19 protein-coding genes and 1 pseudogene are annotated in these 17298 nt (G+C 74.0%); 15 read left to right on the plus strand and 5 right to left on the minus strand.

Annotation, left to right across the window (positions count from 1 at the left end; translation table 11 throughout):
- The first annotated feature begins 50 nt into the window (after positions 1-50).
- The 7 genes and pseudogenes from ACTWO6_RS12155 to ACTWO6_RS12185 all read left to right on the plus strand — a co-directional run bounded on the left by ACTWO6_RS12155 (position 51) and on the right by ACTWO6_RS12185 (position 4594).
- The gene (locus ACTWO6_RS12155) at positions 51-416 is read left to right on the plus strand and encodes a hypothetical protein (protein ID WP_446219729.1); all 366 of its coding nucleotides are present in this window, start codon (positions 51-53) and stop codon (positions 414-416) included.
- A gap of 61 nt (positions 417-477) precedes the next feature.
- Positions 478-1299 carry a DUF1206 domain-containing protein gene (locus ACTWO6_RS12160; protein WP_446219730.1) on the plus strand — a complete coding sequence of 274 codons (822 nt, stop codon included), beginning with the start codon at positions 478-480 and terminating at the stop codon, positions 1297-1299.
- 100 nt (positions 1300-1399) lie between these two features.
- Entirely contained in the window at positions 1400-2593 is a 1194-nt protein-coding gene (locus ACTWO6_RS12165; protein ID WP_446219731.1) for a mechanosensitive ion channel family protein, read from the plus strand.
- 368 nt (positions 2594-2961) lie between these two features.
- Complete coding sequence (locus ACTWO6_RS12170) at positions 2962-3396, plus strand: phage holin family protein (protein ID WP_130334151.1); 435 nt, start codon at positions 2962-2964, stop codon at positions 3394-3396.
- A pseudogene (locus ACTWO6_RS12175) lies at positions 3393-3593 on the plus strand (DUF3618 domain-containing protein); the annotation flags it as partial. The gene ACTWO6_RS12170 and the pseudogene ACTWO6_RS12175, both read left to right, overlap by 4 nt.
- A 236-nt stretch (positions 3594-3829) precedes the next feature.
- Positions 3830-4102, plus strand: coding sequence for a DUF4235 domain-containing protein (locus ACTWO6_RS12180; protein ID WP_446219732.1), 273 nt, complete (start codon positions 3830-3832; stop codon positions 4100-4102).
- A gap of 288 nt (positions 4103-4390) precedes the next feature.
- Positions 4391-4594: a cold-shock protein gene (locus ACTWO6_RS12185; protein ID WP_007458127.1), complete on the plus strand. Its 204-nt coding sequence runs from the start codon at positions 4391-4393 to the stop codon at positions 4592-4594.
- A 122-nt stretch (positions 4595-4716) separates the two neighbouring features.
- On the opposite strand, the gene ACTWO6_RS12190 is transcribed toward ACTWO6_RS12185, so the two are convergent.
- Both ACTWO6_RS12190 and ACTWO6_RS12195 read right to left on the minus strand, forming a co-directional pair.
- On the minus strand, positions 4717-4911 hold the full coding sequence (locus ACTWO6_RS12190; RefSeq protein ID WP_446219733.1) for a hypothetical protein: 195 nt from the start codon (positions 4909-4911) through the stop codon (positions 4717-4719).
- Positions 4912-4984: 73 nt separating this feature from the next.
- Positions 4985-5968, minus strand: coding sequence for an aldo/keto reductase (locus ACTWO6_RS12195; RefSeq protein ID WP_446219734.1), 984 nt, complete (start codon positions 5966-5968; stop codon positions 4985-4987).
- Positions 5969-6053: 85 nt separating this feature from the next.
- Here ACTWO6_RS12195 and ACTWO6_RS12200 point away from each other — a divergent pair, with 85 nt between their 5' ends.
- Positions 6054-6848 carry a trans-aconitate 2-methyltransferase gene (locus ACTWO6_RS12200; RefSeq protein ID WP_446219735.1) on the plus strand — a complete coding sequence of 265 codons (795 nt, stop codon included), beginning with the start codon at positions 6054-6056 and terminating at the stop codon, positions 6846-6848.
- Complete coding sequence (locus tag ACTWO6_RS12205) at positions 6845-7870, plus strand: adenosine deaminase (protein WP_446219736.1); 1026 nt, start codon at positions 6845-6847, stop codon at positions 7868-7870. The genes ACTWO6_RS12200 and ACTWO6_RS12205 overlap by 4 nt, the downstream gene beginning before the upstream one ends.
- Positions 7871-8190: 320 nt before the next feature.
- On the opposite strand, the gene ACTWO6_RS12210 is transcribed toward ACTWO6_RS12205, so the two are convergent.
- Positions 8191-9582 (minus strand): HAMP domain-containing sensor histidine kinase, encoded by a 1392-nt coding sequence (locus tag ACTWO6_RS12210; RefSeq protein WP_446219737.1) that lies wholly within the window; start codon positions 9580-9582, stop codon positions 8191-8193.
- A 29-nt stretch (positions 9583-9611) separates the two neighbouring features.
- Complete coding sequence (locus ACTWO6_RS12215) at positions 9612-10301, minus strand: response regulator transcription factor (protein ID WP_109800074.1); 690 nt, start codon at positions 10299-10301, stop codon at positions 9612-9614.
- 73 nt (positions 10302-10374) lie between these two features.
- On the opposite strand from ACTWO6_RS12215, the gene ACTWO6_RS12220 reads away from it, so the two are divergent.
- Complete coding sequence (locus tag ACTWO6_RS12220; RefSeq protein ID WP_446219738.1) at positions 10375-11295, plus strand: ADP-ribosylglycohydrolase family protein; 921 nt, start codon at positions 10375-10377, stop codon at positions 11293-11295.
- Positions 11296-11331: 36 nt separating this feature from the next.
- On the opposite strand, the gene ACTWO6_RS12225 is transcribed toward ACTWO6_RS12220, so the two are convergent.
- Positions 11332-12189, minus strand: coding sequence for a DUF1775 domain-containing protein (locus tag ACTWO6_RS12225; RefSeq protein WP_446219739.1), 858 nt, complete (start codon positions 12187-12189; stop codon positions 11332-11334).
- 217 nt (positions 12190-12406) lie between these two features.
- Here ACTWO6_RS12225 and thrS point away from each other — a divergent pair, with 217 nt between their 5' ends.
- From thrS to ACTWO6_RS12250, 5 genes are all read left to right on the plus strand, one after another.
- Positions 12407-14419, plus strand: coding sequence for a threonine--tRNA ligase (thrS, locus tag ACTWO6_RS12230; protein ID WP_446219740.1), 2013 nt, complete (start codon positions 12407-12409; stop codon positions 14417-14419).
- A 141-nt stretch (positions 14420-14560) separates the two neighbouring features.
- Positions 14561-15118, plus strand: coding sequence for an HIT family protein (locus ACTWO6_RS12235; RefSeq protein ID WP_446219741.1), 558 nt, complete (start codon positions 14561-14563; stop codon positions 15116-15118).
- Between the two features lie 56 nt (positions 15119-15174).
- Positions 15175-15807: a CG0192-related protein gene (locus tag ACTWO6_RS12240; RefSeq protein WP_446219743.1), complete on the plus strand. Its 633-nt coding sequence runs from the start codon at positions 15175-15177 to the stop codon at positions 15805-15807.
- 125 nt (positions 15808-15932) lie between these two features.
- Positions 15933-16991 carry an aldo/keto reductase gene (locus tag ACTWO6_RS12245; protein ID WP_446219744.1) on the plus strand — a complete coding sequence of 353 codons (1059 nt, stop codon included), beginning with the start codon at positions 15933-15935 and terminating at the stop codon, positions 16989-16991.
- A gap of 61 nt (positions 16992-17052) precedes the next feature.
- Positions 17053-17256, plus strand: a complete 204-nt coding sequence (locus ACTWO6_RS12250; RefSeq protein WP_446219745.1) for a hypothetical protein — start codon at positions 17053-17055, stop codon at positions 17254-17256.
- Positions 17257-17298 lie beyond the last annotated feature (42 nt).

The raw sequence follows: 17298 nt of genomic DNA on the forward strand, positions 1-17298 counted from the left end.
GTGATCACCGGCGGGTGCCGGGGCTGGACGACGTCCCGTACCCTTGCCGGGTGACGAACCGACCCCTTTCCCCCTCCCTGACCCCCACCCGTCGGGCCGCCGGCCTGCTGGCCGGCCTGGCGCTCGGCGTCGCGCTGCTCTCCGGCTGCAGCTCGGAGGGCGCCTCCACCGACTGCGGCCTGGACGCCTGCACGGTCACCTTCGACCGCGGCGTCGACGCCAGCGCCAGCATCCTCGGCGTCGAGGCGAAGCTGATCGGCGCCCAGGGCGACCAGGTCACCGTCGAGGTGGCCGGCGAGCAGCTCACGCTCACCGCCGGCCAGCAGGCCGCCGAGGCGGGCGGCCTCCAGGTCACCCTGGACAGCGTCACCGACCAGCAGGTCAAGATCCGCGTGGCGAAGGGTTCCAGCAGCTGACCCGGTCGCGGGCGGCGGCGGCCGACGTTTGGAAATCTTCGCATCCGGAGATTGAGGCGCCATGTCACTCACCCGGAACGCCGAAGCCGCCGCCTCCGAGGCCAAGAACAGCCGGTGGCTCGAACTGTTGGCCCGGGCCGGATTCATCGGCTACGGCATCGTGCATCTCCTCTTCGCCTGGCTGGCGCTGCAGATCGCGTTCGGCAAGTCGGGCGAGGAGGGCAACCAGAACGGCGCGCTCCGCACCCTGGGCGCCCAGCCGATGGGCAAGTTCCTGCTCATCACGATCGCGGTCGGCCTGGTGGCCATGGCGATCTGGCAGGCGCTGGAGGCGGCCGTCGGCCACCGCGCGCTGCGCGGCAGGGACCGGCTCCTCGAACGGATCACCTCCGTCGTCCGCACCGTGGTCTTCCTCTGGCTCGCCTGGACCGCGGTCAAGGTCTTCCAGGACGCCAGCGCCAACGCCTCCGACCAGCAGGAGGCGCTCTCCGCGAAGCTGATGGCCTCCACCGGTGGCCGCTGGCTGGTCGCGCTCGCCGGGCTGGTGCTCGCGATCGTCGGCATCGGGATGGTCGTCTACGGGCTCAAGAAGAAGTTCGAGAAGAACCTCAAGACCGGTGAGATGAGCCCGAAGACCCACACCCTGGCCCGCCGCCTCGGCATGGCCGGTTACGCGGCCCGCGGCGCCGTCTTCGCCGTCGCCGGCATCCTGGTCGTCGTGGCCGCCGTCAAGTACGACCCGGAGAAGGCCCGCGGCCTGGACGCCGCCCTGCGGACCCTCCGCGACCAGCCCTGGGGCCCGGTGATCCTCGCGCTGATGGCGCTCGGCATCACCGCCTTCGGGATCTACTGCTTCCTCCAGTCCCGGTACCGCAAGGTCTGACCCCGGTACCGGAGGGTCTGACCTGGTCGATTCCGCGACCGCCGGGCACCATTGGGCCTTTGCCCGAAGCGTCCCCGCCCGGCTGGAGGGAGCAGTACCTGTGCAGAGCTACCTCGAAACGATCGTCGCCGCGCTCGCCGCGGCGGCGATCGCTCTGTTGGTGGTCGAGGTGGTGCACCGGGTCACCCGCCGACTCGGCCGGCGTTCGCTGCTGATGACCGAACTCACCGATCACTCGCACCGCCCGTTCCAGGTGTCCGCGACCGTGCTCGCCGTCCAGCTCGGCGTCCGGTTCAGCACCGGGTACGCGGTCGGCCCGTGGCGGCAGATCGTCCTGCACGTGCTCGTCCTCGGGATCATCGCCACCGTGTCCTGGCTGGTCGCCTCGCTGCTGGTGGTGATCGAGGACACCGCGCTGGCCCGGTTCCGCATGGACGTGCCGAACAACCGGCACGTCCGACGGGTACGCACCCAGGTGGTGCTGCTGCGCCGGCTCACCATCGCGGTGATCGTGGTGCTGGCCATCGGCGTGATGCTGATGACCTTCCCCGCCGTACGCGGGATCGGCGCCGGCGTGCTGACCAGCGCCGGGGTGGTCGGTGTGGTCGCCGCGCTCGCCGCGCAGAGCCTGCTCGGCAACGTCTTCGCCGGCCTCCAGCTCGCCTTCAGCGACGCGGTACGCCTCGACGACGTGGTGGTGGTCGAGGGGGAGTGGGGCCGGATCGAGGAGCTGACCCTGAGCTACGTGGTGGTGCAGATCTGGGACGACCGCCGGCTGATCCTGCCCACCTCGTACTTCACCAGCACCCCGTTCGAGAACTGGACCCGGACCGAGGCGGCGGTGCTCGGCACCGCCGAGCTCGACGTCGACTGGTCGATCCCGGTGCAGGCGATGCGGGAGGAGCTGCGCCGGCTGGCCGAGTCCAGCGAGCTGTGGGACGGCCGGGTCTGCGTACTCCAGGTCACCGACGCCACCGGCGGCATGATCAAGGTCCGGGCGCTGGTGAGCGCCGCGGACGCCGGCAGCCTCTGGGACCTGCGCTGTCTGGTCCGCGAGCACCTGGTGGCCTGGGTCCGTGACCAGCGGCCGACCGCGCTGCCCCGGATGCGCGCCGAGGTCGGCGACGCCTCCGGCGCCCTGCCGTGGCAGGCGGTCCAGCCGCGCCGGCCCGTCCGCCGGCTCCCCGACACCGACGTGCCGGACGACGCCCGGGTCTTCGGCGGCAGCGACGACGGCGAGGCCCGCAGCGAGGTCTTCGTGGGCCGCGAGGACCACGCCGAGACCCGCCGCTGACCGGCGGTCCGCCGCCCGGAGCCCCCGGCCGCCCCCGCGGCGCCGGGGGCTCCGCGCTGTCCGGGCCGCCCGCCGGCCGGTGACGTGACCTGGCCCCCGGCGGCGCGACGTGACCTCGCCGCCGGCCCGGCCGTTGCACCTGCCGGGGAGGCGTCCCGCCGCGGCGGGACCCGCGAGGGGTCGCCCGTTACGGGACATCTGGCTGCCGGTGCGTTTGTTCCGTCGCGTTCGGGGGACCTGCTGCGCACGCCCCTGCTCCGGCCCGCGCCCCGCGTGCCGGACGGTGGGCGGCGCGACCGGTGCTCCGGGCAGGATTGGCGGGCCGCGACTCCGGGCATACAGCGCGGTGATGATGAAAGGAGGACAGCATGGCTGACGTCGCGAGTCGCAGCACGTCCCGGACCGGGAGCGAGCCGTCCACCGCAGAACTGGTGCAGCGGGCCACCGAGCAGGTCTCCCGGCTGGTGCGGGACGAGCTGGCGCTGGCCCGGGCGGAACTGACCCAGAAGGGCAAGCACGCCGGGATCGGGATCGGCCTCTTCGGCGGCGGCGGGGTGATGGCCCTCTACGGGACGGGCGCCCTGGTCGCCACGGCGATCCTGCTGCTGGCGTTGGTGATGCCCGCGTGGCTCGCCGCCCTGATCGTGGCGGTGGCGCTCTTCCTGCTGGCCGGGATTCTCGCCCTGGTCGGCAAGAAGCAGGTCAGCCGTGCCGTCCCGCCGGTGCCGGAGGCGACGGTCCGCAGCGTCCGGGCGGACGTGGACACCGTCACCGCCGCGGTGAAGGACGGGAGGCGGGCATGACGGGCAACGGGACCGGCGACACGGAGGCGCTCCGCGAGGAGATCCGGCGTACCCGGGTGGAGCTGGGTGAGACGGTGGAGCTGTTGGCCGCCAGGGCCGACGTCAAGGCCCGGCTGAAGGAGTCCGCCGAGCAGGCGAAGGCGCGGATGCGCGAGCAGGCCGCGTTGACCATGGCCCGGGTGCGCGGGCAGGCGGCGCAGAAGGCCGGCCTGATGCGCGGGCAGGCGGCGCAGAAGGCCGGCGTGGTGCGCGGGCAGGCGGCGGAGAAGGCCGGCGTGATGCGCGGGCAGGCGGCGCAGAAGGCCCGGGTCGCGCGGGCGCAGGCGTACGACAAGGGTGGGGCGGTCCGGCGCAACCCGGTGCCGTGGGCGGCCGTCGCGGCCGGCGCGGTGGCGACCGTGGTGGCGCTGTTGATCGTCCGGGGGAGGCGCAGGTGAGCGGAAAGATCGGCAAGGCCGCGTACCGGCCCGTCGGGGTGCTGCTCGGGCTGGCCGCCGGTACGGTCGCCGGGGTGATCTTCCGGCAGGTCTGGAAGGTGACCGCGGGCGACGGCGAGGCGCCCAGCGCCACCGACGAGGACCGTGGCTGGGGCGAGGTCCTGGCCGCCGCGGCGTTGCAGGGGGCGATCTTCGCGGTCGTCCGGGCCGCTGTGGACCGGGGCGGCGCGGTGGGCGTGCGCCGGCTGACCGGCCGCTGGCCCGACTGATCCGCAGGTGTCGGCCCCTTCCCCAGGCATCGACGGGGAAGGGGCCTTTCGCATGGTCCCGCCTGCCCGCCCAGTTGATCTGACGCATCCGTCAGGTCACATGTCGGAGAAGTTCGTCGGGTAGGCTGTGCAGAGTTTTTGCGTACGTGGTTTGCTGTTCCCCGCTGTTGAGAGACGGCGTGGGTTGAGAGAAGTCTCCTACTTGGGGGCCGCCTCAGGCACCGCTGCTCGAAAACGGCCAATCGGCCGCACGGCGTGCTCGGCCGCCAGTTTTAGAAGGAGATACACATGGCGCAGGGAACCGTGAAGTGGTTCAACGCAGACAAGGGCTTCGGCTTCATCACCGTCGACGGCGGGGGTGCTGACGTGTTCGTCCACTTCTCGGCCATCCAGACCAGCGGCTACCGGTCGCTGGAGGAGAACCAGCGGGTGGAGTTCGAGATCGCCCAGGGTCAGAAGGGTCCGCAGGCCGAGCAGGTCCGCCCCCTCTGAGCAGTGCCGGCCGGCAGCCGCCGGCCACTGCGGTCCGGCCCCCCGGATCGATGTGAAGCCCCGCACCCCGCCCGGGATGCGGGGCTTTCCGCGTTTCCGGGGTGTGGCCCGGGCGGAGCGGGTCAGGATCGGTGGCGGCGGCGCATGCCGTACCAGACCGCGGCGAGTCCGATGAGGACGACCACCGGGCCGATCACCGCCCAGATCCGCTGGTCGGTCATCACGCTGCCGCCGAGGTAGCCGAGGCCCTGCACGGTCCAGACCGCGCCGACGACCACCGCCAGCAGCCCGAGTGTGAGCGTGAGCCAGCCCCTCATCGAATCCCCTCCCGGCGTACGGCACCGGTGCAAGCATGCCCGACGGCGCCCCGGCACGTCGGCGCCGCGCCGGTCACCACCGGTCGTGCACCTGCGGCCGGATCAGCTCGTCGTAGGTCGCCCGCACGGCGGCCAGTTCGGCGTCGGTCAGCGGCGGCAGGTCGGCGGCGGCGGTGTTGCGCCGGGCCTGCTCGGCGTTGCGGGCGCCGGGGATGACCACGGTGACGCCGGGCTGGTCGAGGATCCAGCGCAGCGCGAACTGGGCCATCGTGCGGCCCTCGCCGACCAGCGGGGCGAGCCGGCGCACGGCGGCCAGGCCGAGGTCGTAGTCCACCCCGGAGAAGGTCTCGCCGACGTCGAAGGACTCGCCGTGCCGGTTGTAGCTGCGGTGGTCGTCGGCGGGGAAGGTGGTGTGCTCGTCGTACCGACCGGAGAGCAGGCCGCTGGCGAGCGGCACCCGGGCGATGATGCCGACCCCGGCCGCCTCGGCGGCGGGCAGCACCCGCTCCAGGGGCTTGTGCCGGACCGCGTTGAGGATGATCTGCACGCTGGCCACGCCCGGCCGGGCGATGGCGGTGAGCGCCTGGTCGCAGGTCTCCACGCTGACCCCGTACCCGGCGATCCGCTTCTCGGCGACCAGGGTGTCCAGCGCGTCGAAGACCCGGTCGTCGGCGAAGACCGCGGTGGGCGGGCAGTGCAGCTGCACCAGGTCGAGGGTGTCCACGCCGAGGTTGGCCCGGGACCGGTCGGTCCAGGCCCGGAAGTTGTCCAGGGTGTACGCCTGCGGCGTCTGCTCCACCCGGCGGCCCATCTTGGTGGCGACGGTCAGCCCGTGGCCGGGGCGCTCCCGGAGGAACCGGCCGATGAGCTGCTCGCTGCGCCCGTCGCCGTAAACGTCGGCGGTGTCCAGGAACGTGACGCCGGCGTCCACGGCGGCGGCCAGCACGGCCATCGCGGCGTCCTCGCTGACCTGGCCCCAGTCGCCGCCGAGCTGCCAGGCGCCGAGTCCGACGATGCCGACGTGCCGGCCGAGCCGGTCGAAGCTGCGCTGTTCCATCCCGACGAGCCTAGTGATCCCCTTGCCGGGGCGCGCGTCGGGCCGTAAGGTTCCAACAAAACGTACGTACGGTTTGGAGGCTGTCATGTGGGACCCGACCACCTACCTGCGGTACGGCGACGAGCGGTCCCGGCCGTTCCACGACCTGGTGGCCCGGATCCCGGCGGGTCAGCCGCGGGCCGTCGTCGACCTCGGCTGCGGACCCGGCACCCTCACCGCCACCCTCGCCGAACGCTGGCCGCGGAGCCGGATCGTCGGCCTGGACTCCTCCCCGGAGATGATCGACCGGGCCGCCACGCTGGGCGTGCCGGTCAGCTTCACCGTCGGCGACGTCCGCGACTGGCGGCCCGGGGCGGACGTGGACGTGGTCGTCTCCAACGCGGTCCTCCAGTGGGTGCCCGGCCACCGGGACCTGCTCACCCGCTGGGCCCGCGAGCTGCCCGCCGGCGCCTGGCTGGCGGTGCAGGTGCCGGGGAACTTCGACGCCCCGTCGCACCGGGCGCTGCGCGAGGTCGCCGGGCGGGACCGCTGGCGGGCCGAGCTGGCCCCGCTGCTGCGCGAGGCGCCGGTCGGCGACCCGGTCGACTACGCCGCCCTGCTGGTCGAGGCCGGCTGCGCGGTCGACGCCTGGGAGACTACCTACGTGCACCTGCTCCCGGCCCCCGCCGACGCGGACCACCCGGTGCTGACCTGGATGGAGGGGACGGCGCTGCGCCCGGTCCGGGCCGCGCTGGATCCCGCCGGCTGGGCCGATTTCCGGGCCGAGCTGGGGGTACGCCTCACCGAGGCGTACCCGGTGCGGCAGGGTCAGGTGTACTTCCCGTTCCGCCGGATCTTCGTGGTGGCCCGCACGGGCGCCCACGCAGAGGAGAACCTGTGACCGACCTGTCCACCTTCATCGCCGGACTGCCCAAGGTGGAGCTGCACGTGCACCACGTCGGCTCCGCCTCGCCCCGGATCGTCGCCGAGCTGGCCGCCCGGCACGAGGGGCGCAGCCCCGTCCCGGCGGACCCGGACGCCCTCGCCGACTACTTCGCGTTCCGCGACTTCGCCCACTTCATCGAGGTCTACCTGAGCGTCGTCGACCTGATCCGCGACCCGGAGGACGTCTGGATCCTCACCCACGAGGTGGCCCGGGAGCTCGCCCGCCAGCAGGTCCGGTACGCCGAGCTGACCGTCACCCCGTACTCGCACGTGCACCGGGGCATCCCCGCCCCGGCGTTCTGCGAGGCCATCGAGGACGCCCGCAAGCGGGCCGAGGCCGACTTCGGCATCGCGCTGCGCTGGTGCTTCGACATCCCCGGTGAGGCCGGCCTGCCCGCCGCCGAGGAGACCCTGCGGATCGCCCTGGGGGAGCGGCCGGACGGGCTGATCAGCTTCGGCCTGGGCGGCCCGGAGATCGGGGTGCCCCGGCCGCAGTTCAAGCCGTACTTCGACCAGGCCCGGGCGGCCGGCCTGCGCTCGGTGCCGCACGCCGGGGAGACCACCGGCCCGGAGACGGTCTGGGACGCGCTGCGCGAGCTGGGCGCGGAGCGGATCGGGCACGGCATCTCCGCCGCGCTCGATCCGCAACTGCTCAGCCACCTCGCCGAGCGGCAGATCGCCCTGGAGGTCTGCCCCACCTCCAACGTGCGGACCCGGGCGGTGGCCACCATCGAGGAGCATCCGCTGCCGCAGCTCGTCGAGGCGGGGCTGCTGGTCACGATCAACTCCGACGACCCGCCGATGTTCGGCACCACCCTCAACGACGAGTACGCCGTCGCCGCCCGGCTGCTCGGCGCCGGCCCGGAGGGGCTGGCCGGGCTGGCCCGCGCCGCGGTGACCGCCTCGTTCCTGGAGCCCGGGGAGAAGGCGCGGATCAGCGGCGAGATCGACGCCTATCTGCTGGCCGCGGCACGCTGAGCGGTCGGGACGGGGCCGGCCGCCGGGACACCCGCGGCGGCCGGCGCCGCCCGGCGGAGCAGGCGGCTGGCGGTCGGCGTCATCAAGGTCACCTCACGCCCGGGGTGCGGCTCGACGGGGGAGTGGCGCGCGGCGGGAGCGAGGTGTGGGGGGACCGAACTCCCGCCGCGCGCACGGCACCACCGGCCGGTGGGTGTTACGGGGCGTTCCGGCCGACGGAACTGATGGGTTCGTCCCTGATCCTGTCAGTCGCCGGTGGTCCCGACGCCGTCGTTAACCCGGATCTAAGGAAGACTTGCGCCGGCGCACAGCCGGCGGGGTCAGCGCGGCCGGGGCCAGCGGCGCCCGCTGGTCTTCTGCTCCCGCCCCTCCCGGGCCATCCGGCCGACCAGCCCGAACCGGTTGACCTGCCGGGGCGTCGCCTCCGGGTCGGCCAGCAGCATCACCACGCTGGCGCCGCCGAGCCGCGCCCGGTCGATGCTCACCGAACCGCTGGCCTGCAACGCCACCCGCTTGGCGATGTCCAGTCCCAGCCCCGTCGAACCCTGATCGCTGGCGCCGCGGCGCAGCGCGCGGTCGGGGTTGGCGATGCCCGGACCGGCGTCGTCGATCCGGATCGCCACGTACCCGTCGCGCCGGCTGACGGCCACCTCGAAGGCGGTGCCCTGCGGGGTGTAGCGGAAGACGTTGCCGATCACCGCGTCGAGGGCGGCAGCCAGCTCGGCCCGGGGCACCGGCGCGGGGATGCGCAGCTGCGCCCCGCTGACCCCGTGCGGCCGGTTCTGGTCCCCGGCGAGGGCCGCCCAGAAGACCATCCGGTCCCGGACCACCTCGCTGACGTCGCACATCGCCGGGCCGGTCTCCTGAGTGATCGCCTTGCGGGTGGTGTTGATCAGCTGGTCGACCTCGCCCTCCAGGGTGACGATGGCCTGGCGGATCCGCCGGATGCCCCGCCGGCGGTCCAGCTCCGCCTCGCTGAACGTGCCGATGCTCGTGTCGTCGGACTCCAGCGCCTCGGCATCCAGGCGCAGCACGGTCAACGGGGTGCGCAGCCGGTGCGAGAGGTCGGCGACGAGTTCCCGCTCGTCGGCGCGGAGCGCCACCAGCTGGTCGGCCATCCGGTTGAACGCGTGCCCGGCCTCGGCCAGCTCCCGCGGGCCGCTCGGCGCGACGCGCACGCCGAGGTCGCCGTCGCCGATCGCCAGGGCCGCCTTCACCAGCTCGCCGGTCGAGTCGACCGCGCGGGCGGCGACCCGGTCGACCACGATGACCGCGGCGCCCACCAGCGCGACGGCCACCGCGAGCAGCAGCAGCCAGCGGCCGCCGAAGCCCTCGTCGAGCACCTCGTCGGGGACGAAGACCTCCACCACGGCGACCTTGTCGCCGAGCACCACCGGGTCGAGCCGGAGCACGCCACCGGGGACGTCGGTGACCACCGAACGGCGCTCGGCGCCGGCCCGGGCCAGCGCCGCGGCGTCGGCGCGGCCCGCGGACTCGTCCCCGCCCAGCCCGTGGACGACCGGCCGGGTCGCCGGGTCGTCACCGCTGGCCGCCACGGCCCGCCGGACGACCGCCGGGTCGGTGCTGACGGCGAGGGCGCCGGTGACCAGGGCGCTGCGCCGGGCGGCGTCCGCCAGCTTCTCCGCGCGCGCCTGGTCGCCGAGGCTGATCCCGAGCGGGATGAGGAAGGCGAGTGCGACGAGGCTGCACATACCGGCCGTGAGCCAGGCCAGCGACGGCCTCAGTCCGGCGCCACCAGCCGGAAGCCGACCCCCCGCACGGTGCGCAGGTAGCGCGGCTTCGCCGCGGACTCGCCCATTTTGCGGCGCAGCCAGTACAGATGCACGTCGATGGTCTGGTCCTCGCCGACCGATGGCTGCCGCCATACCTCCTCCAAGAGTTCCCGCCGGGACACTACCCGGCCGGGACGTGCGGCGAGATACGCCAGCAGGTCGAATTCCTTGCGGGTCAGCGCCAGTGGCTCCCCGTCGAGCAGGGCGCTGCGCTCGCCCACGTCCACCCGCAGGCCGCCGACGGTGTGCACGGCCGGCTGCACCGTGCGGCTGGCCCGGCCGGCGCGGCGCAGCACGGTGGTGATCCGGGCGTCCAGGTGCGCGCCGGTGAACGGCTTGACCATGTAGTCGTCGGCCCCCGCCCGCAGCAGCCGGACCACCGACTGCTCGTCGTCGCGGGCGGTGGCGATGATGATCGGCACGTCGGTGATGCCGCGCAGCATCCGCAGCGCGTCGGAGCCGTCCAGGTCGGGCAGGCCGAGGTCGAGCACGACCAGGTCGGGGGTCTCGGCGGCGACCCGGCGCAGCGCGTCCAGGGCCGTACCGACGGCGTGCACGGCGTGCCCCCGGTCGGTGAGGGACCGCAGCATCGCGCCGCGTACGACGTGATCGTCTTCGACCAGGAGCACGGTGGCCACGTCAAGACGGTACTTGGCGTGGCAAGTTGATCGCGTTGCGGCACTCCAGCGAACCGGGCAAGCTGGGACGACGATGACGTTCACCCTCTTCCCCGACACCCGGCTGGCGCTCGCCCGGGACGCGCTCGCCGGCCTGTCGGTCGGCGACGCGCTCGGCTCGCAGTTCTTCGTCCCCGGCCGGCACCCCACGGATCTCGCCGCCGGACGGCTGCCACCACCGCCGTGGCAGTGGACCGACGACACGGAGATGGCCTGCTCGGTGGTGGCCGCCCTGGCGGCCGGCGGCCAGCTCGACCGGGACCGGCTGGCGCTCGACTTCGCCGAGCGCTGCGAGCCCTACCGCGGCTACGGGCCGGGCGCGGTGACCATCCTCCGGCTGATCCGCACCGGCACGCCCTGGCCGGTGGCGGCCGCGTCGGCGTTCGACGGGCAGGGTTCCTGCGGCAACGGGGCCGCCATGCGGGTCGGCCCGCTCGGCGCCTGGTACGCCGACTCGACCCGCCGGGCCGCCGACCAGGCCCGGGCCTCGGCCGAGGTCACCCACGCCCACCCGGAGGGGATCGCCGGGGCCATCGCGGTGGCCGTTGCCGCCTCGCTCGCCGCCCGGGCCCGCCTGGACGGCGACCGGCCCGACCCGGCCCGGCTGATCGGCGCGGTCGCGGCGGCCCTCGACCCGGCCGGGGAGGTGCACCGGGGCGTACGCCGGGCGGCCGCCCTGCTGAACCGCCCGGCGGCGGAGGCCGCGGACGCGCTCGGCAACGGCTCCCGGGTGACCGCCCAGGACACGGTCCCGTTCACCCTCTGGGTGGCCGCCATCCATCTGGACGACTACCCGACGGCGATCCGGGTGTGCGTCGAGGCCGGCGGGGACGTCGACACCACATCCGCGATCGTCGGCGCGGTGGTCGCCGCGTACACCGGCGTCGGCACTCCCGGCGGTGTGCCGGACGGCTGGCTCGCCGCCCGCGAGCCGCTGCCTGACTGGTTGGCCTGACCCCGCTCATGCACGGCGCCGGGGTGGGACGGTCCCTCAGCGGGCGGCCGTTGATTCCACCGGCGCAGCCGCGGCATCGTCCAGGTCCTCGTGCCCGGCGGCGTCGGCCTGCCCCGGGGCCAGCGCCAGCTCCCCGCGTCGCCGCCGGCTGAACAGCCAGCCGATCGCCGCGCCGCCGGCCAGCCCGGCGAGCAGCCCGCCGCCGAGCAGCAGATCGGCGCTCGGGGCGTCCTGGCCGTCGGCGTCCGGCGCCGGACCGGCCGCACCCGCGGCGTCGGCCCCAGCGGCCGGGTCGACCGGCCCCTCGGCGGTGGTCCCGCCGTGGCCGGCGTGCCCGCCCGTGGCCGCGCCGGGCGCCGCCGGCAGCAGCGCGAGGGCCGGGGCCGGGTGCGCACCACCCGCCGGCTCCGCCCACCGGACCACCGTGCCGTCCGCGTACGTCTGCACGACCTGGAAGGCCAGCCGGTCCGTCGCCGGCATCGGGCCCATGCCGAGGGCGAGCCGGGCCGGTCCCGCCGCCGCGCCGGGCACCCGGATCCACGTCACCGAGTCGGTCACCGTGTCCACCCCCGGGGCGTGGATGCCGGCCACCGGCTGATCGAGGGTGCGGGTGGTGATCCGGGGCGCCCAGCCGGGCACCGACATCGGGTACACCTCCCCGACGGGCGCGTCACCGGGCATCCTGATCTCGATCCGCTCGGTTCGCGTCCCGGACCGCTCCTCGGGCACCGCGAAGGTCACCTCGACGGCGTCGCCCTGGTGGACCTGCGCCGGGGCGGTGGTGATGGACACCTCGGCGGCCTGCGCCGGGCCGGCCCAGCCCAGCAGCACCCCGGCCGCCACGGCGGCCAGCAGCAGCGTCCCGCGGACCCGGTCCCGACGGGTCATCGTCATGGTCTTCCCCATCCGTCTCCACGCGGCCGGCACCGGATCCGGCCACACCGGGTAGTTCGGCCGGGAGGGCGGAAAGGTTCAACGGTCGGCGGAAGTCGGAGCGGTGACCGCGGCGCGGGACGCCGGTGGCGTCGCCGACGGTGCCGAACGGGCGACCGATAGCATCGCAGGAGCCGGTAACCGGCACATCCGATCAGCATCGACGACAGGAGTCACCGTGTCCGCACCCCGTACCCCCGTCGTGGCCGACCCCGTCGTCGTCGCCGCCGGGACGACGGCGGCCGACGCGGTGGCCGCGGCCGGGCTGCCCAGCACGGGCCCGAAGGCGATCGTCGTGGTCCGCGACCCGCAGGGCGTGCTGCGCGACCTGGACTGGAAGCCGGCCGAGGAGACCACCGTCGAGCCGGTGGGCATCGACACCCCGGACGGGCTCAACGTGCTGCGCCACTCCACCGCGCACGTGCTCGCCCAGGCGGTGCAGGACGTCTTCCCGGAGGCCAAGCTCGGCATCGGCCCGCCGATCGAGAACGGCTTCTACTACGACTTCCAGGTCGACAAGCCGTTCCAGCCCGACGACCTGGCCAAGCTCGAGAAGCGGATGCAGGAGATCATCAAGTCCGGCCAGCGGTTTCGCCGGCGGCGCTTCAAGAACCTCGACGAGGCGAAGGCCGAGCTCGCCGCCGAGCCGTTCAAGCTGGAGCTGATCGACGTCAAGGGTGAGGGGCTGGACTCCTCCGAGGTGATGGAGGTGGGCGGCGGCGAGCTGACCATCTACGACAACCTCGCCGCCGGTGAGGACAAGGTCTGCTGGTCGGACCTCTGCCGGGGTCCGCACCTGCCGAACACCCGGCTGATCGGCGCGTTCAAGCTGATGCGCTCGGCCGCCGCGTACTGGCGGGGGTCGGAGAAGAACCCGCAGCTGCAGCGGGTCTACGGCACCGCCTGGCCGACCCGGGACGAGCTGAAGGCGTACCTGAAGCTCCTGGAGGAGGCCGCCCGGCGCGACCACCGCAAGCTCGGCGCGGACCTCGACCTGTTCAGCTTCCCCGACGAGATCGGCAGCGGCCTGCCGGTCTTCCATCCCAAGGGTGGCGTGATCAAGCGCGAGATGGAGGACTACGTCCGCGCCCGCCACATCGAGGAGGGCTTCCAGTACGTCGGCACCCCGCACATCTCCAGGGAAGGGCTCTTCCACACCTCGGGTCACCTGCCCTACTACAAGGACACGATGTTCCCCCCGATGGAGATGGAGGGCAGCGACTACTACCTCAAGGCGATGAACTGCCCGATGCACAACCTGATCTACAGGTCGCGCGGGCGGTCCTACCGTGAGCTGCCGATGCGGCTGTTCGAGTTCGGGTCGGTGTACCGGTACGAGAAGTCGGGCGTCATCCACGGGCTCACCCGGGTGCGCGGCTTCACGCAGGACGACTCGCACTCCTACTGCACCCGGGAACAGGCGCCTGCCGAGGTCAAGCACCTGCTGGCGTTCGTGCTCAATTTGCTGCAGGACTTCGGGATCACCGACTTCTACCTGGAGCTGTCGACCCGCGACGACGCCAGGCCCGACAAGTTCGTCGGCTCGGACGAGGACTGGGCGACGGCGACCGCGGTGCTCGAGCAGTGCGCGACGGAGACCGGGCTCGAGCTCGTGCCCGATCCCGGCGGCGCCGCCTTCTACGGTCCGAAGATCTCGGTGCAGGCCAAGGACGCCATCGGCCGCACCTGGCAGATGTCGACGATCCAGTACGACTTCAACCAGCCCAGGGGCTTCGGGCTGGAGTACCAGGCGGCCGACGGCAGCCGGCAGCAGCCGGTCATGATCCACTGCGCCAAGTTCGGGTCCATCGAGCGCTTCATCGGCGTGCTCACCGAGCACTACGCCGGGGCGTTCCCGGCCTGGCTGGCCCCGGTGCAGGTGGTCGGCATCCCGATCCGTGACGAGCACGCGGAGTACCTGGCCGGGTTCGTCGCCACGCTGCGCGCCGAGGGTGTCCGGGCCGAGGTGGACGCCGGTGACGACCGGATGCAGAAGAAGATCCGCACCGCGCAGCAGCAGAAGATCCCGTTCATGGTGATCGCCGGCGACGACGACGTGGCCGCCGGCACGGTCTCCTTCCGCTACCGGGACGGCTCGCAGCGCAACGGCGTGCCGATGGCCGAGGCGGTCGCGCACGTCCTCGACGTGATCCGCTCCCGGACCAACTCGGGGCCGTCCGCCGAGAGCTGACGTCCCCCGCGTCGCCGATCGACCCCGTTCGCCGCGAATGGCGGTGTCCCCGACCGGGGGCACCGCCACTCGGCGCAGCCCGGCGCTGGCCGGCTGGTGCGGACGGGTGGGACCCGCTGCGGTGACCGTAGGATCGACGGTGTGACTGGGGCGGCGCGGCACTTCGACAACGGCACCGACGGTCTGGCGGACGGGCTGGAACGGCTCTGGACGCCGCACCGGATGACCTACATCTCCGGCGAGGACCGGCCCGAGGGCGGCTACGAGAAGCCCACCGGTTGCCCGTTCTGCCTGGCCCCCGGGCTGCCGCCGGACGAGAGCCTGGTCGTCGCCCGGGGCGAGCACGTCTACGCGGTGCTTAACCTCTACCCGTACAACCCGGGGCACCTGCTGGTCTGCCCCTACCGGCACGTGGCCGACTACACCGAGCTGGACGCGCCGGAGACCGCCGAGCTGGCCACCTTCACCAAGGACGCCATGCGGGTGGTCCGGCAGGTCTCCAACGCGCACGGCTTCAACCTGGGGATGAACCAGGGCGGGGTGGCCGGCGCCGGCATCGCGGCGCACCTGCACCAGCACGTGGTGCCGCGCTGGGGCGGCGACGCCAACTTCATGCCGGTGATCGGCCGGACGAAGGTCCTGCCGCAGCTGCTCGCCGACACCCGCGACCTGCTCGCCAAGGCCTGGCCCTCCGCCTGACCGGGCGCGGATCCCGGCCCCCCGGCGCGGCGGCGCGCCTCGGTACGATGCGCCGCATGGCTCTGCTGCACCGGGCGGAACTGCGCCCCACCAAGCTCGAACTCCTGGCGGCGTGGCTGCCCGGCCGGCCCTGGTTCCACGGCCCGGCGGGCGCGGACGTCGTCCGGGTGGCGGGATTCCGCTTCGACGACCCGGCCGGCGCGGTCGGGATCGAGACGATGCTCGTCCGCGCCGGTGACGGGCCGGTGCACCAGGTGCCGCTGACCTACCGCGGAGCGCCGCTGGACGGCGCCGACGGGTGGCTGGTCGGCACCACCCACCACTCGGTGCTCGGCCCGCGCTGGGTCTACGACGCCTGCGGGGATCCGGTCTACGCCGCGGCGCTGGCCGCCGCCATCCTCGGCGGGACCGGCCAGGCGGAGGAGTTCTTCGAGGTCGACGGCGAGCGCCAGGTCCGCGCGCCGAGCATGAGCATCACCAGCAGCGGCGCCGGGGACGTCGATGTCTCCGCCGTGGGCGCCCCGCGCCGGGTGGTGGACGGCGACCCGACGCTCATCGGGACCGACACTGTGGAGCTGGCCGTCGTCCGCCGACCCGGTGCGGTCGACGGGCGCCCCGGCGCCACGCTCTCCGGCACCTGGCCGGGCCAGTCCACCCCGCTGCCGCTGGCCTACGCCACGCCCCGCTGAACCCGGCCCGGGCCGGCGGGGGCGGAACGCCGCCGACGTCCACGCCCCGCCGTCGCATGTGGTCGCGCGTGCACGACGGGTGAGCTTCTCGCCCTCCAGCGCGCTCGAGGTGACAGGATGCGTCGATGGCAGTGATCACGCGGACCTTGGGCCGCAGCGGCATCGAGGTCAGCGCGCTCGGCATGGGGTGCTGGGCGATCGGCGGGCCGTGGGCCGAGGGCTCCCGCCCGCTCGGTTGGGGCGCGGTGGACGACGAGGAGTCGGTCCGGGCGGTCCGCCGCGCGCTGGACCTCGGGGTGACCCTCTTCGACACCGCCGACACGTACGGGGCGGGGCACGGCGAGCGGATCCTCGGGCGGGCCCTGGCGGGCCGCCGCGACGAGGCGGTGATCGCCACCAAGTGGGGCTACACCTTCGACGAGACCACCCGGCAGGCCACCGGGGAGGACGCCTCGCCCGCGTACCTGCGGCGCGCGGTGACCGACTCGCTGCGTCGGCTGGGCACCGACCGGATCGACCTCTACCAGTTGCACCTCGGCGACCTGCCGCTGCCCCGGGTCGAGGCGCTGATCGACACGCTGGAAAAGCTGGTCGCCGACGGCCTGGTCCGGGCGTACGGCTGGAGCACCGACCGGCCCGACCGGGCGGCGGCCTTCGCCCAGGTCGCCCGGGGCGCCAGCGCCGTGCAGCACGGCCTGTCGGTGCTGCGGGACGCGCCGGCCATGCTGACGGTCTGCGACAAGCACGACCTGGCCAGCGTGGCCCGCGGGCCGCTCGGGATGGGGCTGCTGACCGGCAAGTACACCACCGACTCGATGCTGCCCCGCGACGACGTGCGGGGCACCGCCCCGAACTGGCTGGAGTGGTTCCGCAGCGGCCGGCCAGCGCCGGAGTGGCTGCGCCGGGTGGCCGCGGTCCGGGGCGCGCTGACCGCCGACGGCCGGACCCTCGCGCAGGGAGCGCTGGGCTGGATCTGGGCCCGCAGCGGTCGCGCGGTGCCGATCCCCGGCGCGCGCACCGTCGCCCAGGTGGAGGAGAACGCCGCCGCCCTGCACCGGGGCCCCCTGACCACCGACCACTTCGCCGAGGTCGAACGCCAGCTCGCCGCGCTCCGCACCGCCGCCCTCCGCGACGCGGACCGCCCCCACTGGCCGATGCCCCCCGTCCCCGCCGCCCGCCCCTGACCGCGGGAACGGTCATGGACCGCTGGAGGGCGTCTATCCGGCGTCGAAGACCGCGGTCAACATGATCACCGTGCAGTACGCGAAGGCGTTCCCGAACATGCGGATCAACGCGGTGGAGCCCGGTTACACCGCGACGGACCTGAACCGGCACACGGGCACGCAGACCGTCGAGGAGGGCGCCGAGATCATCGTCCGGATGGCGCAGGTGGGCCCCGACGGCCCGACCGGAGGCTACTTCGACGTCGAGGGACCCCTCCCCTGGTGAGGGGAGGGGCGTCCTGATCATCCGCAACCTTCGGCCGGCCGG

Source organism: Micromonospora sp. IBHARD004 (assembly GCF_052814115.1).

Bases quoted from the DNA above. Each gene is read 5' to 3' on its own strand.
- ACTWO6_RS12225 (WP_446219739.1), bottom strand. From the start codon at position 12,189: ATGACGATGACCCGTCGGGACCGGGTCCGCGGGACGCTGCTGCTGGCC.
- ACTWO6_RS12170 (WP_130334151.1), top strand. From the start codon at position 2,962: ATGGCTGACGTCGCGAGTCGCAGCACGTCCCGGACCGGGAGCGAGCCG.
- ACTWO6_RS12195 (WP_446219734.1), bottom strand. From the start codon at position 5,968: ATGGAACAGCGCAGCTTCGACCGGCTCGGCCGGCACGTCGGCATCGTC.
- ACTWO6_RS12210 (WP_446219737.1), bottom strand. From the start codon at position 9,582: ATGTGCAGCCTCGTCGCACTCGCCTTCCTCATCCCGCTCGGGATCAGC.
- ACTWO6_RS12220 (WP_446219738.1), top strand. From the start codon at position 10,375: ATGACGTTCACCCTCTTCCCCGACACCCGGCTGGCGCTCGCCCGGGAC.
- ACTWO6_RS12200 (WP_446219735.1), top strand. From the start codon at position 6,054: ATGTGGGACCCGACCACCTACCTGCGGTACGGCGACGAGCGGTCCCGG.
- ACTWO6_RS12185 (WP_007458127.1), top strand. From the start codon at position 4,391: ATGGCGCAGGGAACCGTGAAGTGGTTCAACGCAGACAAGGGCTTCGGC.
- ACTWO6_RS12240 (WP_446219743.1), top strand. From the start codon at position 15,175: ATGGCTCTGCTGCACCGGGCGGAACTGCGCCCCACCAAGCTCGAACTC.
- ACTWO6_RS12160 (WP_446219730.1), top strand. From the start codon at position 478: ATGTCACTCACCCGGAACGCCGAAGCCGCCGCCTCCGAGGCCAAGAAC.
- ACTWO6_RS12190 (WP_446219733.1), bottom strand. From the start codon at position 4,911: ATGAGGGGCTGGCTCACGCTCACACTCGGGCTGCTGGCGGTGGTCGTC.
- ACTWO6_RS12250 (WP_446219745.1), top strand. From the start codon at position 17,053: ATGATCACCGTGCAGTACGCGAAGGCGTTCCCGAACATGCGGATCAAC.
- ACTWO6_RS12245 (WP_446219744.1), top strand. From the start codon at position 15,933: ATGGCAGTGATCACGCGGACCTTGGGCCGCAGCGGCATCGAGGTCAGC.